The organism is Cedecea selenatireducens, assembly GCF_042138895.1.
Lineage (GTDB): Bacteria > Pseudomonadota > Gammaproteobacteria > Enterobacterales > Enterobacteriaceae > Cedecea > Cedecea selenatireducens.
Genome location: NZ_JBHIKW010000002.1, coordinates 248,250 through 271,728 on the forward strand (window position 1 = coordinate 248,250; position 23,479 = coordinate 271,728).

Here is a 23,479-nt window from a genome sequence, read left to right on the forward strand (position 1 = left end):
CTAAGAGAACCAGGGAGAGAAAGTATGTTCAGGTCATTAATGCTTGCCCTTGCCTTACTGGCCGCGGCGCCGATGGTGGCTAACGCGGGTGAAATTACCCTGCTGCCGTCGGTTAAGTTACAGATTGGCGACAGGGATTATCGCGGCAACTACTGGGACGGTGGCAGATGGCGGGACCGCGACTACTGGCACCGAAACTATGAATGGCGCGATCGCGGCTGGCATCACCACCGTGGCTGGAACAAAGGCTGGGATCGCGGTCGCAACAGCTACGAACGCGGCTATCGCGAAGGCTGGAGAGATCGAGACGACCACCGTGGCAGAGGCCACGGCCACGGTCACCGCCACTGATAAAAAAGGGCTGGATTATCCAGCCCTTTGCATTTTATCCGCTTTACCCGGCAAGATTAATTGCCAAATAGCGTGCCGAAAATCAGCCACAGGTTCAGCGCCACCACCACCGCCACAATCGCCCAGCCGACAAGCTTCACCCAGCGCACGTTAACCAGGTCACCCATCAGCTTTTTGTCGCTGGTAAAAATCAGCAGCGGCACCAGCGCCAGGGCAATCCCGAAGCTCAGCAGAACCTGGCTCATGACCAGAATACGGGTAGGATCGAGCCCCATCATGATGACCACGAAAGACGGCGCCATGGTAATAGCCCGGCGTACCCACAGCGGGATATAGAAGCGCACAAAGCCCTGCATGACGACCTGCCCGGCGAGCGTCCCGACGACCGTTGATGACAGACCTGCCGCGACCAGGCTAAGGCCGAAAATCGTGGCCGCCGAATGGCTCAGCAGCGGCTCCAGCGTTTTATAGGCATCTTCCAGCTCGGCAACGCCGGTGTGCCCGGTAAAGTGAAACGCCGCTGCAGCGGTCGCCATCATCGCCAGGTTGACGAAGCCGGCAATCGTCATGGCTATCGCCACGTCCCATTTGGTCGCGGAATAGCGCTCTGCCCGGTTGCCCGCATGCAGGTGCTGGGTCAGCGAAGAGTGCAGGTAAATCACGTGCGGCATGATAGTCGCCCCCAGCACGCCGGCGGCAAGATAAACCGCCTCGGACGTTGGCAGGCTTGGGATCAACATTCCTTTGCCCAGCTCCGCAAACTTCGGCTGGGAGAATATCAGCTCAACGATGTAGGCCGCGGCCACAAACAGCAGCAGCCCGCCAATGACTTTTTCCAGCGGCTTTTGCCCGCGGCTTTGCAGCATCAGGATCAGGAAAGTGGCGATCCCGGTCAGCACCGCGCCCTGCAAGAGCGAAACGCCAAGGATCAGCTTAAAGCCGATGGCCGCCCCGATAAACTCGGCGAGATCCGTCGCCATCGCAATGATTTCCGCCTGAACCCAGTAAATCCACACCAGAGGACGCGGATAATGGTCGCGGATTTGCTCCGCGAGATTTTTGCCGGTGGCAATCCCCAGCTTGGCGGAAAGCACTTGAATCAGCGCCGCCATCAGGTTGGCCCACACCACCACCCACAGCAGCTGGTAGCCATAGCTCGCCCCGGCCTGAATATTGGTCGCGAAGTTACCGGGATCGATGTAGCCGATAGCGGCGATAAACGCTGGCCCCATCAGCGCCAGCCGCAGCTTGCGCGCGGTACGCCCGGTGTTGCTGTCAATGCGACTGCTTGTCATCTTCTGCCTCTGAGATATAGCCTTTGCTATGTTTCATGCTATCAAAGTGAGAATGATTATCAAGTTCATTTAATGCGGGGAAATTGATTTCTCTGATAGCTGAAAACGATAGGCAGGAGGCGTGAGATGGCGATTCTGGATGCCGGTTAACGGATTAACATTCAACCAACGTGTAAGCTGTTAGCCAGTTATCCTAACGTAACTTTTAGCTTCTTTACTTAACATAGCAGAAATGTATGGTGGATCACTATTTTTGCGTTCCGTCACAGCTCATCACTATAGTGTGGAATTGATCTCGTTTTCTTATTGCTTGTTACATAGAATGTGCAACGAAATTAAACCTGCCTCATATTTGGAGCAAATATGTCCCGCGTTTTGCACTTTGTTTTAGCGCTTGCTGTGGTCGCGCTGCTGGCTCTGCTGGTCAGCCCTAACCGCAAGCAAATTCGTATTCGCTTTGTCATTCAACTGTTAGTGATCGAAGTTTTACTGGCCTGGTTCTTCCTGACCTCAGACGTCGGCCTGGGCTTCGTAAAAGGTTTCTCCGAGATGTTCGAGAAACTGCTCGGCTTCGCTAACGAAGGGACAAACTTTGTCTTCGGCAAAATGAACGACGAAGGCCTGGCGTTCTTCTTCCTGAAGGTGCTGTGCCCAATCGTGTTCATTTCTGCGTTGATCGGTATTCTGCAGCATATCCGCATTCTGCCGATTGTTATTCGCGCCATCGGTACCGTGCTTTCTAAAGTCAACGGTATGGGTAAGCTGGAATCCTTTAACGCCGTAAGCTCGCTGATTCTGGGACAGTCAGAAAACTTCATCGCCTATAAGGATATTCTCGGCAAGATGTCGCGCAACCGCATGTACACCATGGCGGCAACCGCGATGTCTACCGTGTCCATGTCAATCGTGGGCGCGTACATGACCATGCTACAGCCAAAATACGTGGTTGCCGCGCTGGTGCTGAACATGTTCAGTACCTTTATCGTGCTGTCGCTTATCAACCCGTACCGCGTGGATGAGAAAGAAGAAGACCTGCAGATGTCTAACCTGCACGAAGGTCAAAGCTTCTTCGAAATGCTCGGCGAGTACATTCTGGCAGGTTTCAAAGTGGCGATTATCGTTGCCGCTATGCTGATTGGCTTCATCGCGCTGATTTCTGGCCTGAACGCGCTGTTCGCGGCCGTGCTGGGCATCTCCTTCCAGGGCATTCTGGGCTACATCTTCTACCCGGTTGCATGGGTGATGGGCGTGCCGTCCGGCGAAGCGCTGCAGGTCGGTAGTATCATGGCGACCAAACTGGTTTCTAACGAATTCGTTGCCATGATGGATCTGCAGAAGATTGCTGGCTCCCTGTCTCCACGTGCGGAAGGTATCCTGTCCGTGTTCCTGGTTTCCTTCGCTAACTTCTCTTCTATCGGCATCATCGCGGGCGCGATTAAAGGCCTGAACGAAGAGCAAGGTAACGTGGTTTCCCGCTTCGGCCTGAAGCTGGTTTACGGTTCTACGCTGGTAAGTATCCTGTCCGCGTCCATCGCCGCGCTGGTTATCTAATTTTTGCGTATGAAGAAACCGGTGCCATGCACCGGTTTTTTTATGCCCGCGATTCGGCGGCTACCTCTGCGCCCCAGCACACTCTGTTACGCCCCTGCTGCTTAGCCAGATAAAGCCGAATATCGGCCTGGCTCTGTATCTGCTCCAGCGCGCCGTCCGGCGCCTCTTCATGGGAAGCAACGCCCAGCGAAGCCGTCACCAGCAGCGTGGATTCATCCTCAAGCTTAAGCGGCGTGTTCACCAGCATCTTGCGTACCCGCTGGGCGACGGCAATAGCCGCATGCAGGTCGGTATCAGGCAGGTAGAGACAAAACTCCTCGCCGCCGATACGCCCGACGATGTCCTGGTTACGAATTGCCTGCTGAATACAGCGCGTGGCGTGAATCAGCACGCGGTCCCCGACCTGGTGCCCAAAGCGGTCATTCACCTTTTTGAAGTGATCGAGATCCAGCTGAATCAGGGAGTAATCCACATACTGCGGGCTTATGCGTCCGGTCGTCTCAAAGAACCCACGCCGATTAAGGACGCCGGTCAGGTCGTCATGGAGCGCGTGTCGGTGCATTTCCTGCTGCAGCTGCCCCATATTACGAATCAGCCGGCAGATCATACGGTGCGAGCCAAGCAGGATAAGAATGACGGTCAGCCACATCAGCATCAGCAGGATGCTGAAGCGCCCAAAATCCTCATGCAGTCCCTGCCTGACGGTCTGGATACTCACCAGAATGGCTCCTGTCCCGGTCACTTTACCGAAGGTGGCGTAGGCGTAGCCAAAGCGTAATGTTCCCCGAGACTCACCGGTCAGTTTTGCAAGAATAGCCAGCCGCTGTTTTTCGCTGAGCTGATAGCCATTTTGCGAGCCAACCGGGCGTGTTAACGGGTTCATCTTTTTATCAAAAAGCAGATAGGTGCTGTGGGTGTCTTCTGGTAAAGCGCTGGAGAGAAACAGCCGCATCGTATCCGTGGTGACGGCAATGCCAAACAGCCCAATCCACCGATCGTCAAAATCAACGGGGAGCGAGCCGTTAATCAGCGTTTTACCCGTATCAGCGATGTTTTGCCGCGTCCAGAAAGGCTCCCGCCGGGGATTAAGCATCGGTGAACCCAGCACAAACGAGCCCTGTATTTCCCTCGGGTTAGCGCTTTGGATAAGCAGTTTGTTCACATCTGGCGACAGGGAAGCAATAAAAGCGCCGGAGCGCGACATGTAATAAATGCTGGAGGACAGCCGGTTGCTCCCACCGGCCAGCGGGAAGAGATCCTGAATGTCGCGCAGCGCCTGGTATTCGCGCCGCGTTAAGCTTGCTCTCTCTTCTTCAGTCTGATTTTTAAAGGGCCGAACGCTATCGGGGATGGCTAAGCTTTGAATACGCAGCGGCGACAGCGTCTCTTTGTTGCTGGCCCGGGCAGCAAGCTGCGACAGCGGCGTGAACTGAGGCTCATGCAGCGTTTCAATAAACATACGTCGCAGGTAGCGCAGGTTGTCCATCTGATATTGAGATTTGCTTTCAAGCCTGGCGATAACGCTTTCAAGATGGCTGAGCTGGCTGGTGCGATACCCGTGGTTAAACAGCTCGCCCTGCTGCCAGAACATGAATGTTATCAGCAGAAACAGCGACAAAAAGCACACATGGGTTATGCGTAGTGTCTTGACCATCGGCAGATGGAAATAGCTCATCAACGACGTGCTCACGGTGATTCCTTTTTAGGGCGCAAAGGAGAGCGTCAGGGCTTCAACTGCTGCAGAGGTTCGGGTTTCCCCACCAGATAGCCCTGCAGGAACTGGACGCCAAGCTGCAGCAGGATTTCGCGCTGCTCTTGCGTTTCGACATACTCCGCCACGACGGCCAGCGGTTTAGCCGCCGCCAGTTTGCAAATGGACTTCACGATGAGTTTATCCATCACGTCGGTGGTAATGTCGCGAACAAAACATCCATCAATCTTGATGATATCTGCCTGCAGCTTCTTCAGGCGCTCATAGTTAGCGTAGCCTGTCCCAAAATCATCGATAGCAATCTTAAAGCCTTTCTCGCGCAGCAGGGCAATATTTTGGTTAGACGTTTCCGAGTTAGAGAACGCCTGTTCCTCCGTGACTTCAATGACCACCGCGCTGGTGGGCACTTTATAAGCTTTAAACTGAGCAACAATCTGCTGGGCAATCTCTTTTTGCATGAGCGTGAGCGGCATCAGATTGACCGAGAATCGAATCTGGTGGGTATCGTCGGGGTGCTTCGCAAGCCAGGCCAGAAGCATCTTCACGACCATCATGTCAAAGCGTGTACTGAGGTTGAACTCGGCAATGACAGGAATAAATTTATCCGGCGTGATGTTCTGGCCGTCAATCACCAGACGGCTGAGGATTTCGTGATAGCCCTTCCCTTCGCGGTTCACAATAGGCTGCGCATAAAGCTGAAACGCCTCTTCGTCTATCGCCCGCTTAATCTTTTGCAGCAGCAAGACGCGCTCGGTGGTTTGCCCCGACACCGCCTCCAGCCTTGAGTCCAGGCCAAGCACACGCTGCACGTCGCTGGCTTTTTCGGCCAGATAACTTAATTGCCCCAGCGTACGCTGCAGCTCCTCCGGTGAATCCACAATCCCCCAGGAAGCCCCGTATTCAATTTCAAGCGAGGTGTTATTCCACGGGATTTTCTTATTATTCAATTGCTCAACGAAATAGGTTAACCGTGCTTCAGTTTCCCCGCCGCGTAAAAATAAAAGTAACTCACTGCCGGGAAGCTGGAATATTTTCTCGCCCTCAAGCAGCCACGGTTGTAATTCTCTGGCGATGGTTTTTTTACAGTATATGCGCATCATCATGCCGTAATGTCGGCTAAGAAACTCAAAGTTAGCCATTCTCAGGCAGCAAAGTGCGCCCGTAGGATAAAGGCCAATATGCTCTTCAAGCGCGCGTAAATTAGGTAATGTGGTTAAAGGATCGGTCTGCGCCTGCAAATGATAAATGCGCTTCATCCATTCATTTTTATGGTAGGAGGCGGCCATGTACAGCAGGCAGACGGTAAAGGAGATAAAGACCGAAAGAATAAATGACAGCGAGTATTGCGTATTCACGCCCTGTAAAAAGCCAGTGTTATAGGTCAGCAAGACCCATGCCGAAATGCCCCACAGCAGAGAAGATAACCTGCCGCCCAGGCGACGAATACCAAGGGTAAACAGCACAAATACAACGGGAACCAGGTAGCCGGAAATCAGCTCACTATGCCACGGCGAGCACATCAGCAGCAGGTACAGTACCCAGGCCGCCAGCCAGCACGCCGTATAAAAGCGGTGCTTATCCCGCCTGTAATGCCTTACGCAGCGCCGCCAGAAGCCTACGGCAAAATGCGGGTTCAGCAACATACGCAGCGGGTAATAGAACAGCGGTGTGAAAATCAATGAAGCCACGACCAGGTTCAGCACATCGACAATCATGTAGATAACCGAGCCGCCGCCGAAGAACGGCGCAAGCTCAGGCGGGTACTCAACGACATTGCCCGAGAGATACATCAGCAGCTTGATGGTAAACGGCGCGACAAACCCAAGCCAGAAAATGCGCGGCCCCATCCCCTTATTGGGTAAGCCAAAGCGCCAGCGGCGGCCCGAATAGTAATGGGTAATCAGACTGGCAATAAGCAAAGGGAATAACAGACAGAAAATAAATACAACGAGAGGAAACGGCGGTAAATCAAGAAGCCAGGTATAAATAATCAGCGACCCTGCTGCCAGCGGCAAAATCGCCTGTCGCCCGTAAATAATAATCATTGCCATAATAAAGCTTAACGGCAGATAGGCGAGATAGGTTTTATGCCCGTCAACAAACGTTGTCGGTGAAATATAACGAGAAAAGGGAATGAGGAGTAAACACAACGTCAGGGCAATCGCTATTTTTCTTATCGTCTTGTAAATAATCATAGGCCATTGTGTTAACTTTATGTAATTGCTGAAATATTATTTTTTCGCCGGCAAGAGTACGTTTATTTATTGAGCGAATCAAGTTTCTGAAATGCTCAAAAACAAAATCTTACCTTACAGCAGAAAGAATAGAACAAGCCGACCTAAAGGGAGCGTTTTTTACCGGACGGGCGTTTGGGGAGGCGTGTCTGAAGAGACAAAAACAAAAACCCCCGCCGAAGCGAGGGTTTCAAATTTTGGTGGAGCTAAGCGGGATCGAACCGCTGACCTCTTGCATGCCATGCAAGCGCTCTCCCAGCTGAGCTATAGCCCCAACGGACAGGTGCTGATTTTACGGTACCAATCTGCTGGTGAAGATTGGTGGAGCTAAGCGGGATCGAACCGCTGACCTCTTGCATGCCATGCAAGCGCTCTCCCAGCTGAGCTATAGCCCCAAACCGTAAAGACCTTGTCGTGTTGACGGGCGGCATAATATGAAACCCCACATAGCGTGTCAACGGCAATTTGTTCTTCCGCGATCAATCGCCTAAAAAGCCATCGCATCAGGCAATTCCAGGTTGCATAACATCCCGTTGTAGTTAATTCTGTCACAGTTTCACGTTAGGCAGTTCAATAAAATGAACCACTAATAAAGCCCTTTCGGCCGCAATGAAAAGGAATCACTGTGCTCAAGGAAAGAATGACACCTGAAGAATTAGCCGTTATTACCGGCTACAGCCGCCAGACCATTAACAAGTGGGTTCGCAAAGAAAACTGGGAGACCTCACCTAAACCCGGCATTCAGGGAGGCAAAGCGCGGCTGATTCACATTGATGAGCAAGTCCGGGAGTTTATTAACAGCACCCGACGAGTGACGGAGAATCCCGCGCGCTATAACGCTGCCGATGCCTCGCTTGAAAATCTGCTGGTGAATTCGGTGCAGCAAATGTCCGACAGCGAGCAACAAAAGATGTCCGCGATGCTGCTCCGCGACGGGATTGCAGGTTTACTTAAACGTCTGGGCATTAGCGATAACGAGTAATTACGCCTGTTATTTCCTGCCGGCGTTAGGGAAAGTAAAGGAATGCATATGTTCAAGGAAAAAATGACCGCCGCTGAACTGGCGGAGATGACGGGTTACACCCGCCAGACGATCAATAAGTGGATACTGAAACATAACTGGGAAACCTGTAAAAAAAAAGGCGTACCGGGAGGTAAAGCAAGGTTCATTTATATCTCCGAGCAGGTGAAAACGTTTATCTACAACACCCGCTATATGAGCGACAGAGTAGCCTCTTATCGCGTCCTTCGAACGCCGCTGGAACAGCTGATGCTGAACGCCCTGCGTACCTTATCCGAAGATGAACAGCATAAAATGACCGCGATCCTTGAGCGTGAAGGAAGTGAAGGTCTGCTCAAACGCCTCGGAATTCAAAAGAATAAATAAAAAAAGCCGGTGACTCAGCACCGGCTTTTTACATTCGATGAATGCTTACTGCTGCGCTTCACGCTCGCTGATGAAATCGAGCGCTTTATTGATGCGCGCCACGGAGCGCTGCTTGCCAATCGCATGCACGGTCACATCCAGGCCAGGAGACTGCCCAGCCCCGGTCACGGCCACGCGCAGCGGCATGCCGACTTTGCCCATCCCGACTTCCAGCTCATCGGCCGTCGCCTGAATAGCATGGTGAACGTTTTCTGCCGTCCAGTCGCTCAGCGCTGCCAGCTTGTCACGCACCACTTCCAGCGGCTGACGCGCAACCGGGCGCAGGTGTTTCTTCGCCGCATCGGCGTCAAACTCGCTGAAGTCTTCGTAGAAGTAGCGGCAGGTCTGCGCCATTTCTTTCAGGGTTTTGCAGCGCTCACCCAGCAGCTTCACCAGCTCTGACAGCTGCGGGCCATTGCGGGTATCAATGTTTTCCTGCTCGATGTGCCACTGCAGGTGGGTCGCCACGTACTCTGGCTCCAGCGTATTAATGTAGTGGTGGTTCAGCCACTGCAGCTTTTCAGTATTGAAGGCGCTGGCTGACTTGCTTACCGCGTTCAGGCTGAACATCTCAATCATCTCTTCACGCGTGAAGATCTCCTGGTCGCCGTGAGACCAGCCCAGACGCACCAGATAGTTCAGCAGCGCTTCCGGCAGGTAGCCGTCGTCGCGGTACTGCATGACGCTTACCGCCCCGTGACGCTTGGAAAGCTTTTTGCCGTCGTCGCCGTTGATCATGGAAACGTGCGCATAAAGCGGAACCGGCGCGTTCAGCGCTTTCAGGATGTTGATCTGGCGCGGCGTGTTGTTGATATGGTCTTCACCACGGATAACGTGGGTGATCTCCATATCCCAGTCGTCCACGACCACACAGAAGTTATAGGTTGGAGATCCGTCGGTACGGCGGATGATCAGATCGTCCAGTTCCTGGTTGCTGAATTCGATCGGGCCACGAATCTGGTCGTCAAAGATAACGGAGCCTTCCTGCGGGTTGGCAAAACGCACGACGCACGGTTCGTCATCGGCATGATGCTCGTGGCTGTGGCGGCAAAGGCCGTCATAACGAGGCTTCTCGTTATTAGCCATTTGCTCCTCGCGCAGCGCCTCAAGGCGTTCTTTAGAGCAATAGCATTTATACGCCGTCCCCGCCGCCAACATTTCGTCGATAGCCTGGTTGTAACGATCAAAACGCTTGGTCTGATAGTACGGGCCCTCATCCCACTGCAGGCTCAGCCAGTTCATCCCGTCCATGATGGCTTCAATGGCTTCCGGGGTAGAACGCTCGAGGTCGGTGTCTTCTATACGCAGCACGAACTCGCCTTTGTTATGACGAGCAAAAAGCCAGGAATAGAGAGCAGTACGGGCACCGCCAACGTGCAGATAGCCTGTTGGGCTTGGCGCAAAGCGAGTTTTGATTTTCATTAAACGGCCTTAGTTACACATATTTGCCGGCAAAGCGGCAATTGCCAGGGAAAATTAACAGGCAACATTCTATCACTGTGCGCTAATTCCTCAATGTTGATGCCTGTAGATAGCAGGAAAGCGAAGAATTTGATGATAAATCAAACGCCAATGCATGTTTCTTGATCGCATCGTTTAATTTTAAGACGAACGAACAAAAACTTTAGAAAAGGCGTTGACTCATTTTCAACTGTCCCTATAATGCGACTCCACAAACCGGGGGTGATTAGCTCAGTTGGTAGAGCATCTCCTTTACACGGAGGGGGTCGGCGGTTCGAGCCCGTCATCACCCACCACTCTTTAAGAGTGACCCGGAATGTACAGTAAGAGATTTAGAGATGGGTGATTAGCTCAGTTGGTAGAGCATCTCCTTTACACGGAGGGGGTCGGCGGTTCGAGCCCGTCATCACCCACCATCTCCTCTTACAGAATTAGCAGTACCGAAGTTTGGGTGATTAGCTCAGTTGGTAGAGCACCTCCTTTACACGGAGGGGGTCGGCGGTTCGAGCCCGTCATCACCCACCATCGGGTCGTTAGCTCAGTTGGTAGAGCAGTTGACTTTTAATCAATTGGTCGCAGGTTCGAATCCTGCACGACCCACCAAATTCAGACTAAAGCGCCTTCAGGGCGCTTTAGTTGTTTCTGGAGCACAGGCTATTACGTGCAGGATAACGTCGTCGTTTGCGACGACGGCCCGAAGGGCGAGCACAGCGAGTCATCCTGCACGACCCACCAATGTAGAAAGGCGCCCTAAAGGCGCCTTTTTGCTATCTGCAATACCTTAAAACCCCTTCGTAAAAAATCATCAACTTCCCCGTTGCCGGGCCGATAACTCCTTTACCATTCCATCAAAGGAGTTATGATGACTACAATATCCAGCAATGCGCTTCAGGGCGGTCAATTAACGACCGGCACGGCCACTGGCTCTTCCTCTGCATCCGGTAGCTCGGACAACAGCACGGCAGCGCAGATTGCCCAAATCAGCAAAAAAATATCTCAGTTGACTGAAAAACTAAAAGAAGTTTCCAGCACTGCGGATCGCCCTGCCGCAGAGAAGAAAAAACAAGTCGAGATCCTTCAGGCCGAGATCAAAATGCTGCAGGCCCAGCTGGCCCAGCTCCAGCGCAAACAGGCTGAAGAAGCCCAGCAGAAACAAGAACAGCAGCAAATAAAAGCGACCGGCGTGAATAAACCTTCCGACGACCACCAGATTGATATTTATATCTAGTCGTCAATAAATAGCGGATCGCCCCTACGGGCCAGGGTTAACAGCCTGGCCTGCTCCCGCACTTCCTGCCAGATAGCTTCCGCCGCCCGTGAAAGCGAACGATTTTTCCGCCTGACCAGCATCAGCTGTCGGTTTACCACCGGCGTTAATCGCTTAACCATCAGCGGCCTTCCCTGGGGCAGCGGCAACGCCAGCGCAGGCAAAACGCTTAAGCCAATACCGGCTTCGACCATCGGGTAAAGCGTGGTCGGGTGGCCGATTTGCTGGACAACATTCACCGCTATCCCCTGGCGGATAAAAGCCTCATCAATCAACGGGCGGCTGCCGGAAGCATAATCCTGCAGCACCATGTTTTGCCCCTGCAGCGCCTGCCATTCCACCCGCTCACTTTTTGCAAAAGGATGATCGCTGCGGCACAGCAGGAGAAAAGGTTCAGACAGCACTGTTTCACACTCCAAATCGCTCGCCTGCACGGGATCGATAACCACGCCAAAATCAACCTCACCCTGACGAATGCTCTGCAGCACCCACTGCTGGGAGGCGTCATGAAGAACAAAACGAATATTCGGGTAGGCCTCTGCGCTGGCGGCAATAGACTGCGGCATAAGGTGCGCGGATAACGTCTGGCTGGCGGCCACGCGGACCGTGCCGCTAAGCTGATGCCCCACCACGCGAGCGTCTAGCAGCGTGGTGGTTAACTCCTCCAGCAAGCGCTCCAGACGCGGAGCCAGCTGCTCGCCCGCCGGCGTTAACACCACTTCCCGTGTCGTGCGATCGAGCAGCTTAACCCCTAGCTCGGCCTCCAGCTCCTTCAGGCTGTGGCTCACGGCGGACTGGCTGAGGCCAATGCTTTCCCCTGCCCGGCTAAAGCTGCCGGCATGGGCTACGGCGACAAACACGCGAAGCTGACGCAGGGAATAATTCATCTAATTTCTTCATCAATGCATTCAATAAATCAATTTTATTTCTGAAACCAGCGGAAACACAATAGCGCCATTCACCTTTGAGGAATGGCTATGAAATTGCTGCGAATTGTCGACCCTTTTACCTTAACGCTGGTTTGTACCGTGCTGCTGGCCTCTTTCTTCCCGGCGGAGGGAAGCTTTGTGGGTTTCTTTGAGGGGCTGACCACGGCCGCTATCGCCCTGCTGTTTTTTATGCACGGCGCCAAACTTTCCCGCGAGGCGGTGATTTCCGGCAGCAGCCATTGGCGGCTGCATCTGTGGGTAATGTGCAGCACGTTCGTTCTGTTCCCGGTACTTGGCGTGCTGTTTAGCTGGTGGAAGCCGGTCAACGTCAGCCCTGAGCTGTACAGCGGCTTCCTCTACCTGTGCATTTTGCCCGCCACGGTGCAGTCGGCCATTGCTTTTACCTCCATTGCCGGGGGCAATGTGGCAGCGGCTATTTGCTCCGCCTCTGCGTCTAGCCTGCTGGGTATTTTCCTCTCGCCTTTGCTGGTCGGCCTGGTGATGCACGTTCAGGGCGCAAGCGGCAGCCTGCACCAGGTGGGCAGCATTATGCTGCAGCTGCTGGTGCCGTTCGTGGCCGGGCATCTGATGCGGCCGTGGATTGGTGCCTGGGTGGCGAAGAACAAGAAATGGATCGGCAAAACCGACCAGACATCAATTCTTCTGGTGGTCTATTCGGCCTTTAGTGAAGCCGTCACGCACGGTATCTGGCATAAGGTCGGGGCAGGTTCGCTGCTGTTTATCGTCGTCTCCAGCATCGTGCTGCTGGCGATTGTGATGACGGTGAATATTTTTGTCGCGCGGCGCTTTGGCTTTAGCAAAGCGGATGAGATTACCATCGTGTTTTGTGGATCGAAAAAGAGCCTGGCGAACGGGATTCCGATGGCCAACATTCTGTTTCCGGTTGCCGCCGTGGGAATGATGGTGCTGCCGCTAATGATTTTCCACCAGATCCAGCTGATGGTGTGCGCCGGTATGGCCCGACGTTACCAAAGAAAAGCGGCTGCAGCCGGTGAAAAGCAGACTGCAGCCGTCAGAACCTAGTGCCGCTTGAGGGGCCGAACCAGGTTGTCCAGCCCTTCAACTTTGATAAGCAGCGTCAGGGCCATTAACTCACCGAGATGGCCCTGCGGAAACTCCCCTTTGCGGGAAAACCACAGCAGATACTCTTCCGGTACATCAATCAGCATCCGGCCTTTGTATTTGCCAAACGGCATTGCCGTATTGGCTATCTCAATGAGCTGTTCTTTGTCCATTTAGTCACCCAACAGACGAATCATTTCCGCTTCGTCGATAACCTGAATGCCCAGCTCCTGCGCCTTGACAAGCTTGGAACCGGCCGCTTCACCGGCGATAACCAGGTCAGTTTTTTTCGACACGCTGCCCGCCACTTTTGCCCCCAGCGCCGTCAGCCTGTCTTTGGCTTCATCACGGGAGAGAATGCTCAGCGAACCGGTCAGCACTACGGTTTTTCCGGCAAACGGGCTATCAATCTCTTCGGCTTTGACCACCACGGGATCCGGCCAGCGAACGCCCGCCTCTTCTCTCAGCTGACGAATAACCTCCCGGTTACTCTCCTCCGCAAAGAAGTTAAAGGTGTGCGTGGCGACCACAATGCCGACGTCCGGCACTTTTTGCAGATCGTCGATGCTGGCCGCCGCCAGTGCATCCAGGGTGCCAAAATGTGCAGCCAGCCCTGCGGCGGTAGCCTCCCCGACTTCACGAATGCCTAAGGCATACAGGAAGCGTGCAAAGGTCGTTTCTTTGGCTTTTTCCAGTGCATCCACCGTATTCTGCGCGGACTTAGGCCCCATGCGATCCAGCCCGGTCAGCTTGCCCGCCGTCAGCTTAAACAGGTCGGCAGGCGTGTGGACGTACTCTTTTTCCACCAGCTGATCGATGATTTTGTCGCCCATGCCGTCAACGTCCAGCGCCCGGCGAGAAACAAAGTGCTTGAGGGCTTCTTTACGCTGAGCACCGCAGATAAGGCCGCCGGTACAGCGCGTCACCGCTTCGCCTTCTACGCGCTCAACGTCTGAGCCACAGACAGGGCAGTGCGTTGGGAAAATGATTTCCTGAGTATCTTCAGGACGTTCTGACTCAACCACGCCCACAACCTGCGGAATAACGTCGCCAGCGCGGCGGATAACAACCCTGTCACCAATGCGCAGGCCAAGCCGCTCGATTTCATCTGCGTTGTGCAGCGTGGCGTTGCTGACCAGCACCCCGGCAACCTGCACCGGCTCCAGACGAGCCACCGGCGTAATCGCGCCGGTACGACCTACCTGGAATTCCACGTCACGCACGGTGGTCATCTGTTCCTGTGCAGGGAATTTAAAGGCCACGGCCCAACGCGGCGCTCTCGCCACAAAGCCCAGCGTTTCCTGCAGCGCAAGCGAGTCAACTTTGATGACCACGCCGTCAATATCAAAGCCCAGCGTGGGGCGATCGGCCTCTACCTGATGGTAAAACGCCAGCACTTCTTCAGGCGTACTGCACAGACGGATGCGGTCGCTGACCGGTAAGCCCCAGGCTTTAAACTGCTGTAAACGAGCCATGTGGCTTGCCGGAAGCTCACCGCCTTCCAGCAGGCCTACGCCGTAGCAGAAGAAGGTCAGCGGGCGTTTAGCGGTGATTCGCGGATCCAGCTGGCGCAAGGAACCGGCAGCGGCATTGCGCGGGTTGGCAAAGACTTTCCCACCGGTGCGGCGAGCTTCTTCGTTAATTTTCTCAAACCCGGCCTGCGGCAGAAACACTTCGCCGCGGACCTCGACACGGCGAGGAATATTCTCTCCCGTCAGCTTGAGAGGGATCGCGCGGATGGTACGAACGTTTGCGGTAATATTTTCGCCTGTAGTGCCGTCGCCACGCGTTGCGGCCCGCACCAGAACACCGTCCTCATACAGCAGGCTTACCGCCAGCCCGTCGAGCTTCAGCTCACAGCAAAACGTCAGGGCATCGGTGCTTTTCAGCCTGTCCTGCACGCGCTTGTTAAACGCCAGGTAGCTTGCTTCGTCGAAGACGTTATCCAGCGACAGCATCGGAACTTCGTGACGTACCTGGGTAAACTCACTGAGCGGCGCCGCGCCGACGCGCTGGGTCGGGGAATCCTGGGTAATCAGCTCCGGATGAGCCTCTTCAAGCTCGCGCAGCTCGCGCATCAGCCTGTCGTATTCGGCGTCCGGAATTTCGGGATTATCCTGCACATGGTACAGATATTCATGATGGCGAAGCGTGGTTCGCAGGTGGTTGAGTTGTTGTTCGATTGAGTCCATATCGCACCATCAATGATAAAAAACCCCCGACAGGCGGGGGTTCAGGAGGAAGATTCAGGCCAGGGTTCAGGCGTTGGCTTCAAGAACCTCGCGGATCCTGTCCTGATACTCGCGCAGCTTTTGCGGAGTCATCATGCGACGCTGATCGTCCATCACCACGCCGCCGACTTCATCGGCGATGTGCTGCGCAGACTGCAGCATCAGCTTAAAGTTTTGCACTGCATCACCGTAGGACGGAACCTGCATAAAGATGGTCACGCCTGGGGTGGCGAAATCAGCCATGTTCTCAGGGTCAAAAGAGCCTGGTTTGACCATGTTCGCAAGGCTAAACAGAACCGGGCCGCTGCCGTCCGGGCTAAGGTGGCGATGGAAGATATTCATCTCACCAAATTTGAATCCAGCCTGCTGAATGCTGTTTAACAACAGCTCGCCGTTGAGCATAGTCCCGGCGTGGGCGGCCACGTTCATCACGATCACCGTCTCTTTCTTCACCGGTGCAGGCTGAGGTGCCGGTTCGGCAACAACAGGTTCTGGCGTTGGCTCAGGTTCAGCGGTGAACGGCTGTGGCGCAGGCTGAACTGGCACAACAGGCTGTTCAGGCACAGGTGCAGCCGGAGCAGGTACCGGAGGCGCTACAGGGCGCACAGGTTCAACGTATTGAGGAACGGGTTCAACGTGGCGCGGAGCAACAGGCTCAGGCTGACGTGGCGGTGCAGCAGGACGAGGTTCTGCTGACGCGTACGGCGGCTCGTAGTTGTGCTGAGGTGCCTGAGGCTGACGCGGCGCACTTGCTTCGCGCGAGACGGACTCCGGCGCAGGGGCAGTACGACGCACTCGCACCTCACCGACGCCTTCCTCTTCTTCATCGTCCTCTTCTTCGTAATCGTCACGCTTCGACTTCATACGTTTCAATGGGCGATCGCGGAACACGGAAGAGCGTTCCTTACGACTGGTCCACAGACCGTGTACCAGTAAGGCTATTATGGCGATTGCGCCAACAATGATTAATATCAGACGCAAATCCTGCATCATTATATTCTCTGTTGTTCTAACACCTTGCCACCGCGGCAAACATTTACTCACTAAGAGTATTTGCCCATCTGCCCAAGTGCAAGTGCGAGCACGGTTTTCTCACCATAAAGATAGCTCAAAGGCACCTTTTCGCTGTTTTTTCGAACAATTCCTGGTGAGTTTTTCTGAATGCAGTCAGTTATGATAGCCACGCAGCTAACTGCATCGACCTTATAAGGAGTCTGCACAGATTATGGTTTCATCTTCCGGAGCCGCGCCGCGCAGTGGCGTTTATTATTTTTCCCAGGGCTGGAAACTGGTCCGCGAACCCGGCATCAAGCGCTTCGTGCTGCTGCCGCTGCTGGTCAATATTATTTTGATGGGCGGCGCTTTCTGGTGGCTATTTACCCGGCTTGATGTCTGGATCCCAGCCATGATGAGCCACGTGCCGGACTGGCTGCAGTGGTTAAGCTACTTGCTTTGGCCGCTGGTAACGCTCTCCGTGCTGCTGGTATTTGGTTACTTCTTTTCGACTATCGCAAACATCATCGCCGCCCCGTTTAGCGGGTTGCTGGCGGAGCAGCTTGAAGCCAGACTTACGGGCGCAACGCCGCCGGATACGGGCGTGCTGGGCATCATGAAGGATCTGCCGCGCATCATGAAGCGTGAATGGCAAAAGCTGGCGTGGTATTTGCCGCGCGCGATAGTCCTGCTGCTGCTCTACTTTATCCCAGGTATCGGCCAGACCGTCGCCCCGGTGCTGTGGTTCCTGTTCAGCGCCTGGATGCTGGTCATCCAGTATTGCGATTACCCGTTCGATAACCACAAGGTACCGTTTAAGCAAATGCGGGTGGCGCTTCGCGAGAAAAAGGTCGTCAACATGCAGTTTGGCGCGCTGGTAAGCCTGTTCACCCTGATCCCTGTCCTGAATCTTTTTATCATGCCGGTTGCCGTATGCGGCGCGACGGCAATGTGGGTGGACTGCTACCGGGCAAAACACGCCATGTGGAAATAACCACCCTCCGGAAGGGGAAGCCGCTTATGCCATTGCTTATTCCATGTTGCATTGGCTTATTCCCCTTCCACCTATAGATATGCTATTTCCTTACTTCCGCATATTTCCTGAGCGGGTATGCTGGACCGGTATCCCAAAATTCAGACAGTTAAGGACGAGCCATGAGCAAAATTTATGAAGACAACTCCCTGACAATCGGCCACACGCCGCTGGTTCGCCTGAACCGTATCGGCAACGGACGCATTCTGGCTAAGGTGGAGTCCCGTAACCCAAGCTTTAGCGTTAAATGCCGTATTGGCGCCAACATGATTTGGGATGCCGAAAAACGCGGCGTGCTGAAACCAGGCGTGGAGTTAGTTGAACCGACCAGTGGCAACACCGGTATCGCTCTGGCCTACGTCGCGGCAGCGCGTGGTTATAAACTGACGCTAACCATGCCGGAAACCATGAGCATTGAGCGCCGCAAGTTGCTCAAAGCCCTGGGCGCAAACCTGGTGCTGACGGAAGGCGCGAAAGGCATGAAGGGCGCTATCCAGAAGGCCGAGGAAATCGTGGCCAGCGATCCGGCTAAATACCTGCTGCTGCAGCAGTTCAGCAACCCGGCTAACCCAGAAATTCATGAAAAAACCACCGGCCCGGAAATCTGGGAAGATACCGATGGTGAAGTGGACGTGTTTATTGCAGGTGTAGGTACCGGCGGTACGCTGACCGGCGTCAGCCGCTACATCAAAAACACCAAAGGCAAAACCTCGCTGATTAGCGTGGCGGTAGAGCCAACGGATTCTCCGGTGATTACTCAGGCGCTGGCCGGTGAAGAGCTGAAGCCGGGCCCACATAAAATACAGGGTATCGGCGCGGGTTTTATCCCCGGTAACCTGGACCTTAAGCTTATCGATAAAGTCGTTACCATCAGCAATGACGATGCTATTTCTACCGCTCGCCGCCTGATGGACGAAGAAGGTATTCTGGCCGGTATTTCTTCCGGCGCCGCCGTTGCCGCTGCGCTGAAACTTCAGGAAGACGAAGCCTTTACCAACAAGAATATTGTGGTTATCCTTCCGTCCTCCGGGGAGCGCTATTTGAGTACTGCTTTGTTTGCCGATCTGTTCACTGAGAAAGAACTGCAACAGTAATGCCAGTATTTGATATATGCTTAAAAAAGCACCCGCGAGGGTGCTTTTTTGTGGCATACATCAAACTTTCACCCTCATCGGCATTGCGCTTACCCCCGCAGGTCTGGTATTTAACCAGCAATTATTTTGATGCGCGAAATTAATCAAGCTGTGAGTCAGGTCTGCTGAATCGATTTAACGATTTGGTGCATATTCGCTTTTCACGGCATAATGGTTATGAATCGGCGAAACGCTATTGGCGTCTTTATTCGCGATTCCTATGCATCCAGTGCTTCGTTTCAACAACGGTGGCGCTAACGATACAGGCTAAAGTTTGGCCGCCAGGCTAGACTTTAGTTCCACAACACTAAACCTATAAGTTGGGGAAATACAATGTTCCAGCAAGAAGTAACTATTACCGCTCCGAACGGTCTGCATACCCGCCCTGCTGCTCAGTTTGTTAAAGAAGCTAAAGGCTTCACTTCCGAAATCACCGTGACTTCTAACGGCAAAAGCGCTAGCGCTAAAAGCCTGTTCAAGCTGCAAACTCTGGGCCTGACTCAGGGTACCGTAGTGACCCTCTCCGCCGAAGGCGAAGATGAGCAGAAAGCCGTTGAACATTTAGTAAAACTGATGGCTGAACTCGAGTAAGTTCTGGGTTCTTCGTAAATATCAGTCACAAGTAAGGTAGGGTTATGATTTCAGGCATTTTAGCATCCCCGGGTATCGCTTTCGGCAAAGCACTTTTGCTGAAGGAAGATGAAATTGTCATCGACCGGAAGAAGATTTCTGCCGACAAAGTTGAGCAGGAAGTTGAACGTTTCATTAGCGGGCGCGCCAAAGCATCCGAGCAGTTAGAAGCGATCAAAATTAAAGCTGGCGAGACCTTCGGTGAAGAAAAGGAAGCTATCTTCGAAGGCCACATTATGTTGCTGGAAGACGAAGAGCTCGAGCAGGAAATCATAGCCCTTATCAAAGACAAGCTGGTCACGGCGGACGCTGCTGCGTACGAAGTGATTGAAGGCCAGGCCACGGCTCTCGAAGAGCTGGATGACGAATACCTGAAAGAGCGCGCGGCCGACGTGCGTGACATCGGTAAGCGTCTGCTGCAGAACATTCTCGGCCTGAACATTATCGATTTAAGCGCCATTAAGGATGAAGTTATCCTGGTTGCTAAAGATCTGACGCCGTCTGAAACCGCACAGCTGAACCTGAAAAAGGTGCTGGGTTTCATCACCGACATCGGCGGACGTACCTCCCACACCTCTATCATGGCCCGCTCCCTTGAGCTGCCAGCGATTGTGGGCACCGGTAGCGTGACCTCCGACGTGAAAAACGACGACTATCTGATCCTCGATGCGGTTAACAACAAAGTTTACGTTAACCCGACCAACGAGCAGATCGAAGAGCTGCGCGCCGTTCAACAGCAGGTTGCCTCTGAAAAAGCAGAGCTGGCCAAGCTGAAGGACCTACCGGCTATCACCCTTGACGGCCATCAGGTCGAAGTGTGCGCCAACATTGGTACCGTGCGTGATATCGACGGTGCTGAGCGTAACGGCGCAGAAGGTGTAGGTCTGTATCGTACCGAATTCCTGTTCATGGACCGTGACTCACTGCCGACCGAAGAAGAGCAGTTTGCCGCGTACAAAGCCGTGGCTGAAGCCTGTGGCTCTCAGGCGGTCATCGTCCGCACCATGGACATCGGCGGCGACAAAGAGCTGCCGTACATGAACTTCCCTAAAGAAGAAAACCCGTTCCTGGGCTGGCGTGCAATTCGTATCGCCATGGATCGCAAAGAGATCCTGCGTGACCAGGTTCGTGCCATTCTGCGCGCCTCTGCTTTCGGCAAACTGCGCATCATGTTCCCGATGATCATCTCCGTTGAAGAAGTGCGTGCGCTGAGAAAAGAGATTGAGATCTACAAACAGGAACTGCGTGACGAAGGGAAAGCGTTCGATGAATCTATCGAAATCGGCGTGATGGTTGAAACGCCTGCGGCAGCGACGATTGCTCGTCACCTGGCCAAAGAAGTTGACTTCTTCAGCATCGGCACCAACGATTTAACTCAGTACACCCTGGCAGTTGACCGTGGTAATGATATGATTTCACATCTTTACCAGCCAATGTCGCCGTCCGTACTGACTCTGATTAAGCAAGTTATTGATGCTTCTCATGCAGAAGGTAAATGGACCGGTATGTGTGGTGAGCTTGCGGGCGACGAACGTGCTACACTTCTGTTGCTTGGGATGGGCCTGGACGAATTCAGTATGAGCGCCATTTCTATCCCACGTATCAAGAAGATTATTCGTAACACGAACTTCGAAGATGCGAAAGTGTTAGCAGAGCAGGCTCTTGCTCAACCGACAACGGACGAGTTAATGACGCTGGTTAACAAGTTCATTGAAGAAAAAACAATCTGCTAATTCACGAGATGCTGCCCAAATTACTGCTTAGGAGAGAAGGCTAATGGGGTTATTTAGTAAACTGTTCGGTGATAAAGGCAATAGCGACACCGGAACCATTGAGATCGTTGCTCCACTGTCTGGCGAAATCGTTAACATTGAAGACGTGCCTGACGTCGTTTTTGCTGAAAAAATCGTTGGTGATGGTATTGCTATCAAACCAACCGGCAACAAAATGGTTGCACCGGTTGACGGCACCATCGGTAAAATCTTTGAAACCAACCATGCCTTCTCTATCGAATCCGATAGCGGCATTGAGCTGTTCGTTCACTTTGGTATCGACACCGTTGAGCTGAAAGGCGAAGGCTTCAAGCGCATCGCTGAAGAAGGCCAGCGCGTGAAGAAAGGCGACGTGGTTATTGAGTTCGACCTGCCGCTGCTGGAAGAGAAAGCCAAGTCTACCCTGACGCCGGTTGTTATCTCCAACATGGACGAAATCAAAGAGCTGATCAAACTGACTGGTAGCGTAACCGTTGGCGAAACCCCGGTTATCCGCATCAAGAAGTAAGATTCAAGCAGAGAAAAGGCACCTCAGGGTGCCTTTTTTATTGGCCGCCGTTTAGCGCGGAAGAATCAGCTCATCCGAGCGCTGAGCCTGGGTCCAGGCCATCACTTCAAACACCCTGTGCGCCGCCTCACCTGCCGCCACCGCAACCCGCTTCCCTTCCAGAATACGGCTGACCAGCTCGGCACAGAACAAATCCCCGGTTCCCTTCAGGTCGGTTACCACACGCTCATGGCTGGTCACATCTACCGCATCGGCGGTCACAGTCACCACGGAAATCGTATCAGCGCTATTCCCCGGCGCACTGGTAATCACCACCCAGCGCAGGGTGTCAGACAGCAGGCTTCTGGCAGCAATCACCGCCAGCTCCAGCGTGTCGCACGGCATCCCGGTCAGAATATGTAGCTCAAAAAGATTTGGCGTCAGCCCCTGGGCATGCGGCAACAGATCAGTGCGATAAGCTTCGGGAATACCCGGTTTGACATAAATACCGCTGTCCGTATCACCGATAACCGGATCGACGAGGATCAGCAAATCAGGATGGCTTGCGCGCCTTTCACGCAGCCAGTCCGCCAGCAGATGAATCTGTTCCGCACTGCCCATATAACCGGTCGTCACCGCTTTTAGCTCGCGTAAGGCGTCACGCTCTTCCAGCGCCCGCAGGTAACCGCGGAACCACTCTGCCGGGATCACGCCGCCGTAAAACGTATCGTAATGCGGCGTATTGCTGAACAACACAGTCGGCACCGCCATCACCCGCCAGCCGTGCTGCTGAATCGCCGGTACCGCGATGCTGTTGCCGACGCTGCCGTAAACCACCTGAGACTGTACCGCGACAATATCGGTCTGCAGCGCCCTGCCCGAGTCGTGAAACAGTACCGACTGTATATCGTTATCCTGAGCCATCTTCCCTTCCTCCGGCGCGTCAGATACCCGCCCCCTGAACGTAGCTTTCCTCGCCAAACACGCCGGTAGAGAGATAGCGGTCACCCCTGTCGCAGATAATCGCCACTACCACGGCTCCTGGATTTGCTTTCGCCACTCGTAACGCACCGGCCACTGCGCCACCGGAACTTACGCCGCAAAAAATCCCCTCTTCCATCGCCAGGCGGCGCATGGTCTGCTCGGCTTCCGTCTGCGCCATATCGATGACTTCATCCACCAGCGTAGGGTTGAAAATCTTCGGCAGCCACTCTTCAGGCCAACGGCGAATGCCCGGAATACTGCTGCCCTCTTCCGGCTGCAGACCGACGATTGTCACCGGCTTGCTTTGCTCGCGCATAAAGCGGCTGACGCCGGTAATCGTGCCCGTTGTGCCCATGCTGGAAACAAAGTGAGTTATACGCCCTTCGGTCTGACGCCAGATTTCCGGCCCGGTGGTGGCGTAATGCGCCAGCGGGTTATCCGGGTTATTAAACTGGTCGAGAATTTTTCCTTCGCCGCGATCGGCCATCTGCTGGGCCAGCTCTCGCGCGCCTTCCATGCCCTGTGCCTTGCTGACCAGAATCAGCTCTGCGCCGTAGGCCTGCATCGCCGCCTTGCGTTCCATGCTCATGTTGTCCGGCATCAGCAGCTTCATGCGGTAACCTTTGAGCGCGGCGATCATCGCCAGCGCGATGCCGGTATTGCCGCTGGTCGCTTCAATGAGCGTGTCACCGGGCTTAATGTCCCCGCGCTTTTCCGCCTGAACAATCATCGACAGCGCCGCACGGTCTTTTACCGAGCCAGCGGGGTTGTTGCCCTCAAGCTTGACCCAGATTTCGCTGCCGTTGGTCAGCCCGCTGCGCTGCAGTCGAACCAGAGGAGTATTGCCAATTGTGCTTTCTAAAGTGATCACTTGCCTGCCCGCAATAAAAGAAAAAAGCGGCCACATT

21 protein-coding genes and 6 tRNA genes are annotated in these 23,479 nt (G+C 54.0%); 15 read left to right on the plus strand and 12 right to left on the minus strand.

The features are described from left to right. The first annotated feature begins 24 nt into the window (after nt 1-24). Nucleotides 25-351, plus strand: coding sequence for a DUF2502 domain-containing protein (locus tag ACE38U_RS04025; protein ID WP_038480475.1), 327 nt, complete (start codon nt 25-27; stop codon nt 349-351). 56 nt (nt 352-407) lie between these two features. On the opposite strand, the gene ACE38U_RS04030 is transcribed toward ACE38U_RS04025, so the two are convergent. Next, nucleotides 408-1,664: an Nramp family divalent metal transporter gene (locus tag ACE38U_RS04030; RefSeq protein ID WP_326979646.1), complete on the minus strand. Its 1,257-nt coding sequence runs from the start codon at nt 1,662-1,664 to the stop codon at nt 408-410. A gap of 345 nt (nt 1,665-2,009) precedes the next feature. Here ACE38U_RS04030 and ACE38U_RS04035 point away from each other — a divergent pair, with 345 nt between their 5' ends. After that, on the plus strand, nt 2,010-3,197 hold the full coding sequence (locus ACE38U_RS04035; protein ID WP_038480468.1) for a NupC/NupG family nucleoside CNT transporter: 1,188 nt from the start codon (nt 2,010-2,012) through the stop codon (nt 3,195-3,197). A gap of 40 nt (nt 3,198-3,237) precedes the next feature. On the opposite strand, the gene ACE38U_RS04040 is transcribed toward ACE38U_RS04035, so the two are convergent. The 4 genes from ACE38U_RS04040 to ACE38U_RS04055 form a co-directional block, all read right to left on the minus strand. Beyond that, nucleotides 3,238-4,887: a diguanylate cyclase gene (locus tag ACE38U_RS04040; RefSeq protein WP_375529215.1), complete on the minus strand. Its 1,650-nt coding sequence runs from the start codon at nt 4,885-4,887 to the stop codon at nt 3,238-3,240. Nucleotides 4,888-4,919: 32 nt separating this feature from the next. Then, complete coding sequence (locus tag ACE38U_RS04045) at nt 4,920-7,103, minus strand: EAL domain-containing protein (RefSeq protein ID WP_375529216.1); 2,184 nt, start codon at nt 7,101-7,103, stop codon at nt 4,920-4,922. A 237-nt stretch (nt 7,104-7,340) separates the two neighbouring features. Then, a tRNA-Ala gene (locus tag ACE38U_RS04050) sits at nt 7,341-7,416 on the minus strand. Between the two features lie 45 nt (nt 7,417-7,461). Beyond that, nucleotides 7,462-7,537: transfer RNA gene (locus tag ACE38U_RS04055), tRNA-Ala, on the minus strand. A gap of 230 nt (nt 7,538-7,767) precedes the next feature. Here ACE38U_RS04055 and ACE38U_RS04060 point away from each other — a divergent pair. Beyond that, nucleotides 7,768-8,124, plus strand: coding sequence for a YfeC-like transcriptional regulator (locus ACE38U_RS04060; protein WP_038480459.1), 357 nt, complete (start codon nt 7,768-7,770; stop codon nt 8,122-8,124). A 48-nt stretch (nt 8,125-8,172) separates the two neighbouring features. Beyond that, nucleotides 8,173-8,529: a YfeC-like transcriptional regulator gene (locus ACE38U_RS04065; protein WP_038480456.1), complete on the plus strand. Its 357-nt coding sequence runs from the start codon at nt 8,173-8,175 to the stop codon at nt 8,527-8,529. 45 nt (nt 8,530-8,574) lie between these two features. Here ACE38U_RS04065 and gltX read toward each other — a convergent pair whose 3' ends face one another. Further along, nucleotides 8,575-9,990 carry a glutamate--tRNA ligase gene (gene gltX, locus ACE38U_RS04070; RefSeq protein ID WP_038480453.1) on the minus strand — a complete coding sequence of 472 codons (1,416 nt, stop codon included), beginning with the start codon at nt 9,988-9,990 and terminating at the stop codon, nt 8,575-8,577. Between the two features lie 259 nt (nt 9,991-10,249). Between gltX and ACE38U_RS04075 the strand changes: the two genes are divergently transcribed. From ACE38U_RS04075 to ACE38U_RS04095, 5 genes are all read left to right on the plus strand, one after another. Continuing rightward, nucleotides 10,250-10,325, plus strand: a tRNA-Val gene (locus ACE38U_RS04075). Nucleotides 10,326-10,369: 44 nt separating this feature from the next. Next, a tRNA-Val gene (locus ACE38U_RS04080) sits at nt 10,370-10,445 on the plus strand. Nucleotides 10,446-10,478: 33 nt separating this feature from the next. After that, nucleotides 10,479-10,554, plus strand: a tRNA-Val gene (locus tag ACE38U_RS04085). A 2-nt stretch (nt 10,555-10,556) separates the two neighbouring features. Next, nucleotides 10,557-10,632: transfer RNA gene (locus ACE38U_RS04090), tRNA-Lys, on the plus strand. A 259-nt stretch (nt 10,633-10,891) separates the two neighbouring features. Beyond that, nucleotides 10,892-11,257: a FlxA-like family protein gene (locus ACE38U_RS04095; RefSeq protein ID WP_176983332.1), complete on the plus strand. Its 366-nt coding sequence runs from the start codon at nt 10,892-10,894 to the stop codon at nt 11,255-11,257. On the opposite strand, the gene ACE38U_RS04100 is transcribed toward ACE38U_RS04095, so the two are convergent. Further along, nucleotides 11,254-12,183, minus strand: a complete 930-nt coding sequence (locus ACE38U_RS04100; RefSeq protein ID WP_176983324.1) for a LysR family transcriptional regulator — start codon at nt 12,181-12,183, stop codon at nt 11,254-11,256. The two genes, ACE38U_RS04095 and ACE38U_RS04100, sit on opposite strands and share 4 nt — an antisense overlap. A gap of 90 nt (nt 12,184-12,273) precedes the next feature. On the opposite strand from ACE38U_RS04100, the gene ACE38U_RS04105 reads away from it, so the two are divergent. Next, nucleotides 12,274-13,269: a bile acid:sodium symporter family protein gene (locus ACE38U_RS04105; protein WP_375529217.1), complete on the plus strand. Its 996-nt coding sequence runs from the start codon at nt 12,274-12,276 to the stop codon at nt 13,267-13,269. On the opposite strand, the gene ACE38U_RS04110 is transcribed toward ACE38U_RS04105, so the two are convergent. The 3 genes from ACE38U_RS04110 to zipA form a co-directional block, all read right to left on the minus strand. Then, nucleotides 13,266-13,481 (minus strand): DUF3820 family protein, encoded by a 216-nt coding sequence (locus ACE38U_RS04110; protein WP_038480441.1) that lies wholly within the window; start codon nt 13,479-13,481, stop codon nt 13,266-13,268. The genes ACE38U_RS04105 and ACE38U_RS04110 overlap by 4 nt on opposite strands. Continuing rightward, the gene (gene ligA / locus ACE38U_RS04115; protein WP_038480438.1) at nt 13,482-15,500 is read right to left on the minus strand and encodes an NAD-dependent DNA ligase LigA; all 2,019 of its coding nucleotides are present in this window, start codon (nt 15,498-15,500) and stop codon (nt 13,482-13,484) included. It abuts the gene before it with no gap. A 66-nt stretch (nt 15,501-15,566) separates the two neighbouring features. After that, nucleotides 15,567-16,532: a cell division protein ZipA gene (gene zipA / locus ACE38U_RS04120; protein WP_375529218.1), complete on the minus strand. Its 966-nt coding sequence runs from the start codon at nt 16,530-16,532 to the stop codon at nt 15,567-15,569. Between the two features lie 232 nt (nt 16,533-16,764). Between zipA and cysZ the strand changes: the two genes are divergently transcribed. The 5 genes from cysZ (at nt 16,765) to crr (ending at nt 21,608) form a co-directional block, all read left to right on the plus strand. After that, nucleotides 16,765-17,526, plus strand: coding sequence for a sulfate transporter CysZ (gene cysZ / locus ACE38U_RS04125; RefSeq protein ID WP_176983327.1), 762 nt, complete (start codon nt 16,765-16,767; stop codon nt 17,524-17,526). Between the two features lie 161 nt (nt 17,527-17,687). Beyond that, nucleotides 17,688-18,659, plus strand: coding sequence for a cysteine synthase A (gene cysK, locus ACE38U_RS04130; RefSeq protein ID WP_061275148.1), 972 nt, complete (start codon nt 17,688-17,690; stop codon nt 18,657-18,659). A 372-nt stretch (nt 18,660-19,031) separates the two neighbouring features. Next, on the plus strand, nt 19,032-19,289 hold the full coding sequence (gene ptsH / locus ACE38U_RS04135; protein ID WP_002913505.1) for a phosphocarrier protein Hpr: 258 nt from the start codon (nt 19,032-19,034) through the stop codon (nt 19,287-19,289). 44 nt (nt 19,290-19,333) lie between these two features. After that, a complete protein-coding gene (ptsI, locus tag ACE38U_RS04140) occupies nt 19,334-21,061 on the plus strand; it encodes a phosphoenolpyruvate-protein phosphotransferase PtsI (protein ID WP_038480424.1) in 1,728 nt (575 codons plus the stop codon). A 43-nt stretch (nt 21,062-21,104) separates the two neighbouring features. Next, on the plus strand, nt 21,105-21,608 hold the full coding sequence (crr, locus tag ACE38U_RS04145) for a PTS glucose transporter subunit IIA (protein WP_008459580.1): 504 nt from the start codon (nt 21,105-21,107) through the stop codon (nt 21,606-21,608). Between the two features lie 51 nt (nt 21,609-21,659). Here the strand turns inward: crr and pdxK are convergent, their stop codons facing one another. Together pdxK and cysM are read right to left on the minus strand one after the other, a co-directional pair. Then, nucleotides 21,660-22,511 (minus strand): pyridoxine/pyridoxal/pyridoxamine kinase, encoded by an 852-nt coding sequence (gene pdxK, locus ACE38U_RS04150; RefSeq protein WP_375529219.1) that lies wholly within the window; start codon nt 22,509-22,511, stop codon nt 21,660-21,662. Between the two features lie 19 nt (nt 22,512-22,530). Continuing rightward, a complete protein-coding gene (gene cysM, locus ACE38U_RS04155) occupies nt 22,531-23,442 on the minus strand; it encodes a cysteine synthase CysM (protein ID WP_038483286.1) in 912 nt (303 codons plus the stop codon). Nucleotides 23,443-23,479: the final 37 nt, after the last annotated feature.

Excerpts from the sequence above, each read along its gene's own strand:
- ptsI (WP_038480424.1), top strand. The coding sequence starts at position 19,334 with ATGATTTCAGGCATTTTAGCATCCCCGGGTATCGCTTTCGGCAAAGCA.
- ACE38U_RS04100 (WP_176983324.1), bottom strand. The coding sequence starts at position 12,183 with ATGAATTATTCCCTGCGTCAGCTTCGCGTGTTTGTCGCCGTAGCCCAT.
- gltX (WP_038480453.1), bottom strand. The coding sequence starts at position 9,990 with ATGAAAATCAAAACTCGCTTTGCGCCAAGCCCAACAGGCTATCTGCAC.
- cysK (WP_061275148.1), top strand. The coding sequence starts at position 17,688 with ATGAGCAAAATTTATGAAGACAACTCCCTGACAATCGGCCACACGCCG.
- ACE38U_RS04025 (WP_038480475.1), top strand. The coding sequence starts at position 25 with ATGTTCAGGTCATTAATGCTTGCCCTTGCCTTACTGGCCGCGGCGCCG.
- ACE38U_RS04065 (WP_038480456.1), top strand. The coding sequence starts at position 8,173 with ATGTTCAAGGAAAAAATGACCGCCGCTGAACTGGCGGAGATGACGGGT.
- ptsH (WP_002913505.1), top strand. The coding sequence starts at position 19,032 with ATGTTCCAGCAAGAAGTAACTATTACCGCTCCGAACGGTCTGCATACC.
- ACE38U_RS04105 (WP_375529217.1), top strand. The coding sequence starts at position 12,274 with ATGAAATTGCTGCGAATTGTCGACCCTTTTACCTTAACGCTGGTTTGT.
- ACE38U_RS04095 (WP_176983332.1), top strand. The coding sequence starts at position 10,892 with ATGACTACAATATCCAGCAATGCGCTTCAGGGCGGTCAATTAACGACC.
- ACE38U_RS04110 (WP_038480441.1), bottom strand. The coding sequence starts at position 13,481 with ATGGACAAAGAACAGCTCATTGAGATAGCCAATACGGCAATGCCGTTT.
- cysZ (WP_176983327.1), top strand. The coding sequence starts at position 16,765 with ATGGTTTCATCTTCCGGAGCCGCGCCGCGCAGTGGCGTTTATTATTTT.
- ACE38U_RS04035 (WP_038480468.1), top strand. The coding sequence starts at position 2,010 with ATGTCCCGCGTTTTGCACTTTGTTTTAGCGCTTGCTGTGGTCGCGCTG.
- zipA (WP_375529218.1), bottom strand. The coding sequence starts at position 16,532 with ATGATGCAGGATTTGCGTCTGATATTAATCATTGTTGGCGCAATCGCC.
- crr (WP_008459580.1), top strand. The coding sequence starts at position 21,105 with ATGGGGTTATTTAGTAAACTGTTCGGTGATAAAGGCAATAGCGACACC.
- ACE38U_RS04045 (WP_375529216.1), bottom strand. The coding sequence starts at position 7,103 with ATGATTATTTACAAGACGATAAGAAAAATAGCGATTGCCCTGACGTTG.
- pdxK (WP_375529219.1), bottom strand. The coding sequence starts at position 22,511 with ATGGCTCAGGATAACGATATACAGTCGGTACTGTTTCACGACTCGGGC.
- ligA (WP_038480438.1), bottom strand. The coding sequence starts at position 15,500 with ATGGACTCAATCGAACAACAACTCAACCACCTGCGAACCACGCTTCGC.